The sequence below is a fragment of the Acinetobacter sp. UBA6526 genome (assembly GCF_002434875.1).
Classification (GTDB): Bacteria; Pseudomonadota; Gammaproteobacteria; order Pseudomonadales; family Moraxellaceae; genus Acinetobacter; species Acinetobacter venetianus.
The window spans coordinates 1-4,428 of sequence record NZ_DJLC01000171.1 but is presented as its reverse complement, the minus strand read 5'-3'; the positions used below and the strand labels follow the sequence as shown (position 1 = coordinate 4,428).

Sequence of the window (4,428 nt, the reverse complement as noted above, 5' to 3'; positions counted from 1 at the left end):
TTTTTGGTTTTGAAAAATCTTATGACCGTCGCCAATTGGCTTGATATCATAAAAACCTATTTCAAACTGATGATCTTTTGCACGTTGAACAGTTCCTCCTAAATTTTTTGCAAGCATTTGTGCCCCCAAACAAATACCAAGAAAAGGTTTATTTGAAGATAGCGCAATTGAGATCCATTCAATTTCATTCTTAATGTAATCTAGATTATCATTTGCACTGGGTGGCCCACCGTAAATGACCGCAATATCATGTTCATTCATAGATTTAGGTAACTGTTCACCTATGACGGGCCTTCGTACATCAAGTTGATATCCTCTTTCTAGTAATTTCAAACCTACGTCTCCAGTACTAGAACGAGGCTGATGTACAATCATAAGTGCTTTTTTCTTTTTCATAGTCTCAAGAATGAAACTACATCGCGCTTAGGCCGCCATCAAGAATAATCTCTGTTCCAGTCATAAACTTACTTTCATCAGACGCTAAATATAAAATTGCATATGAAACATCATCCGTATCACCGATTTTGTTCATTGGGATTTGTCGAGAAAGCTTTGCGACTGCCTTTTCTTCACCAAAAGCTTGTTTTAAAGGATCGAGGATTGGCGTATCAACGAAGGCGGGATGAATAGAATTGCATCTAACGTCATAACCTTTTTTAGCACAATAAAGTGCCACAGATTTACTAAGTAAGCGAACTCCAGCTTTTGATGAGTTATAAGCTGCAGTATTCCAGCCAGCTACAATTCCTGATATTGATGACAAGTTGATTATCGATCCCTGCCCAGATTTAGCCATTACAGGAATAATATATTTGCAACCCAGAAAAACACTATCTAAATTAACTTCATGGACTTTTTTCCATATTTCAAAATCAGTAGATACAATATCTGCTCCTAAACTTATTCCAGCACTATTGACTAAAATATTAATTTTACCAAAATGTTTTTCTGCTATTTCAATCGCATTTATCCATGACTCTTCATTTGCAACATCATGAGTCGTGGCTTTGAATTGTGTCGCACTAAAATTTGAGAGTCTCTCTGGCATGGATAGGATTACCTCTTCATTGATATCAGTAAGTAAAACCTTTGCACCTTCATCCATCAGTTTTTGGGCTGCTGCAAAGCCCAATCCTGAAGCTGCACCAGTAACAATTGCAACCTTGTCTTCAACACGTCCCATAAGAAGTTAGAAAAACTGAACCATATTAAGATCAACTGTATAATATGTGTCTTGCGAACTGGTATCTGAGGAAGCAAAATTATCATAGCACTCAATCATGCTGTGATTACGAAAGCCATCTTCACCTGCTAATAAAAATTCTTCCCCTCCAAGATAAACTATTGATGTGTTACTCAGACGGTCAGATCGAACACATGTCTCAACTGTTTTCTTTTTGTATAAATCAACGATTGTAACCGAACCACCATTGCCACTAATAGCAATTCGACCGTCATCCATCATGATAGCGTTTGTTAAACTATTCTTTGTTCCTATAAAAATGTTATCAAATGCAAAAAGTTTACAATCATCTTTAAAATATCCAGCTTCATAACATGCGATTGAAGTAAACTTATCTGCTGGAACAATATCCTCAGGTCCATAACGTGTAATTAATGTTAAATTACCTGACATACCTAAAAGTAAAGACTTTCCCTCATCAACTTTTATTCCTGACCAATACGAGCCCTCATAGCCAGTAGATACAACAAGCCAATTTAAGCCTTTATCATCTGATATATAGTACTTACCTATCTCACCAACAGCATAAGCCTCACTAGCTGATGATTTTCTCCAAGATTGAGAGTCACCGTATGCATAATTAAAATGAGGCTGAAAATCGTCATCATCCATGAATAAGTAACCCCAAGTGTTACCTCCATCTTCAGTTCTTAGTGAGAGTGCAAAAGCTCCAATTGCTATTCCCTCACCGTTATCATACATATGAATTGATAGTAAAGGAGCATCAAAATCTGGATCCTCATATTGCTTAATCCATGTTTTACCATAATCATTGCTATGTAAAATAGTTGCATCATGGCCGGACGCCCAGCACTCTTTTTTTGAAATACAAGAAATATCAGTAAGAGTGTTCGTAAAAGGAACCTTTTCAGACTGCTTCCAATTATTTCCGTCATCATCTGAGTAAAGTATGATGCCATGTTCACCAACCGCATAGATCCTGTCATCAATTTTATCCATAGCATTAATAAGAGCTTTATTTGCCATTGGATTGATCGCTGCAAGACCAGTATCGTAATTAAAATTGCTTGCAGATGCTTGCGAAGAGGCGAATAGCAGTATTGAAAGTGTAAAAATAAAATTTCTCATTAGCCCTTTAAGATAAAACCCGACTTAAAAAATTCAAGTCGGGTTTTATGAGATAAATACTGTTAGTATTTTTTGGTCTTTTATCTTGCGTATCTTCTTAGACCATCAGGTGTATAAAAGCTTACAGCTTTTTCTTCACCATTATAAACAGTTTGTCTTGGTGATAAAGCAGGCCCAAACAGGTTTGTTCCAGCATAAGCTCTAGTTGCAAAATCCATAGTGTACTCACCTTGAACATTGCACGCTGTATCCGTTAGACCAATACCACCCATATTTCCAGCAACTGTTGTTTGAAAATTAGCTCTCATTAGATCTTGATTGTCATCGTAAGCGTCATGATAAACTAACATGCCAGGCTGTCCGTCTAGGAAATAAAAAGTTCTAGAAGCATATAGGTGTCTTTGGCCTGGTTTAAGAGTAGCGTGTATAATGTGCACGTCTCTTTCCTCAAATCTTACCATGTCCATATTCGGATGGTTTGGAGTAAAAACATCCTCAATGGCATTATTTGCAAGATCATCGTTGTTGATTGGAACGATCATTGTTTGTTTTCCTTCGTATTTCCAATCGTATTTATCTTGCGCACCATTGAAACCACCATATGAGTCAACCGTAACGATACCACCACCTGCAGTCGTTAAAGTGTCATAAGTAATATCAGGCGCTCTTCTAACTCTCCTTGTTGCAGGGCTGTACTGCCAAGCTTTTCGAGGTTGAACATAACTGTCGATAAAGTCATGCACTAAAGTGACTGTTCCCGCTGTTCTTGGAGGCCCAAGGTTTTTCTGCATAAACAATGCAAACAGATTATTGTCTGCATACATAGTTTTTGTTCTTGGGTTAGTTGGGAAAGATATGCTGGTCTCTTGTTGACCAATTGTCAATGAACCATCATTTTTCACGTAAACAGATGTTTGAACACGATCAACTGCACTTACAGTTCCAGCATACATTCTATAGTTCCACATGTAATGTTGAGGGTGTGATGGGTCTGGGAAAGGAACTTGACCCACGTTCGGAACCTCAATACCTTCGTTATCGTTAACCATTGTTCCATTAGTCTGACTGATTGCAGCGACATCAGGATCTAACGTACAATCGCCACCATTTGCATGTACATTCATTTTGAATGTATCTGGATATGCTGAAAACATATTCATCATTCCCGGTGTCAACATAGACGAGTGTTCTGACATGTTATCTGCCGTGACAGTATATTTATGGCCATCAGCAAATACCGCTGACAAAGATACCGTCATTGATGCAATAACAGCGATCAGCAGTGTTTTTATATTCATTTTATTCATTTTTTAACCTTTCCTAAATTAAAATGCATGTGAAATTGTCGCTGAGACATAGTCTCGGTCTGAAGATAAGTTATCCTCGTAGTCACCAAGTTCAGCAACATAGTTAAAGTTGATAGACGTTCCACCGTTAGAGAAAGAACTTCCAAGAGTAAGGCTCATTTCATCTTCAACGTAACCGCCTAAAGATGAAGCGCCGTTACCAGAGAAATCCCAGTCAAAACCAACTGACGGTGAGAAAGTCCAAGGTGTGTTTTGGAAGTTGAAGTAGTTCAACCCACCTCTAATTCTTGAAGTCATTGCAAGACTGTCAGCTACTGAGTTATTTTCACAATAGCCGTCACCAAATAGAGCGTTATTTTGAACTGCAAGACTGTTTGTTCCAGCGATGTCTAAACAACCTCCACCATAACTATCATGACCAAATGCTTGGTGATTTGTAGCAACTAATCCTTGTGCAGAATCAATTCCTGGAATGTATACACCTCCAATTTCAACTAATACAAAACCACCATCTGCACCAGCATTAGCAGCGATTGGATCAGATGGCGTGAATGATCTCGCAGCATTAAAATCGAATGTCCAAGCATCGAACTCGGCTGTTCCATCACACACTGCATAACCAGACATTTCTGCAGACATTTTGCCGGTTGCAGACGAGATATTACAGTTTGGTTGAGATGACCATTTGTTAAGTGCCACACCATTGGCAGCAACTAAGGCACCCTGATTAGCAGCAGGAGCTGTAGAAAAGCTAGTTAAGTTCTGAATCATTGTACCACCAGTTGAGTC

The 4,428-nt window shown here is 38.4% G+C and carries 5 protein-coding genes; all 5 read right to left on the bottom strand.

What is annotated here, in order from left to right; all coding sequences use genetic code 11:
* A partial coding sequence (locus B4237_RS11880; protein WP_286943258.1) for a glutamine amidotransferase-related protein occupies positions 1-396 on the bottom strand: 396 nt, incomplete at its 3' end.
* 16 nt (positions 397-412) lie between these two features.
* The gene (locus tag B4237_RS11875; RefSeq protein ID WP_286943256.1) at positions 413-1,183 is read right to left on the bottom strand and encodes an SDR family oxidoreductase; all 771 of its coding nucleotides are present in this window, start codon (positions 1,181-1,183) and stop codon (positions 413-415) included.
* Positions 1,184-1,189: 6 nt separating this feature from the next.
* The gene (locus B4237_RS11870) at positions 1,190-2,332 is read right to left on the bottom strand and encodes a YCF48-related protein (protein ID WP_286943255.1); all 1,143 of its coding nucleotides are present in this window, start codon (positions 2,330-2,332) and stop codon (positions 1,190-1,192) included.
* A gap of 80 nt (positions 2,333-2,412) precedes the next feature.
* Positions 2,413-3,639 (bottom strand): DUF1329 domain-containing protein, encoded by a 1,227-nt coding sequence (locus B4237_RS11865; RefSeq protein ID WP_286943253.1) that lies wholly within the window; start codon positions 3,637-3,639, stop codon positions 2,413-2,415.
* Positions 3,640-3,657: 18 nt separating this feature from the next.
* Positions 3,658-4,428: DUF1302 family protein (locus B4237_RS11860; RefSeq protein ID WP_286943251.1), on the bottom strand; the 771-nt coding region annotated here is incomplete at its 5' end.

What these genes read in the sequence shown, in the direction of transcription:
- B4237_RS11875 (WP_286943256.1), bottom strand. Translation starts at nt 1,183, where the DNA reads ATGGGACGTGTTGAAGACAAGGTTGCAATTGTTACTGGTGCAGCTTCA.
- B4237_RS11870 (WP_286943255.1), bottom strand. Translation starts at nt 2,332, where the DNA reads ATGAGAAATTTTATTTTTACACTTTCAATACTGCTATTCGCCTCTTCG.
- B4237_RS11865 (WP_286943253.1), bottom strand. Translation starts at nt 3,639, where the DNA reads ATGAATAAAATGAATATAAAAACACTGCTGATCGCTGTTATTGCATCA.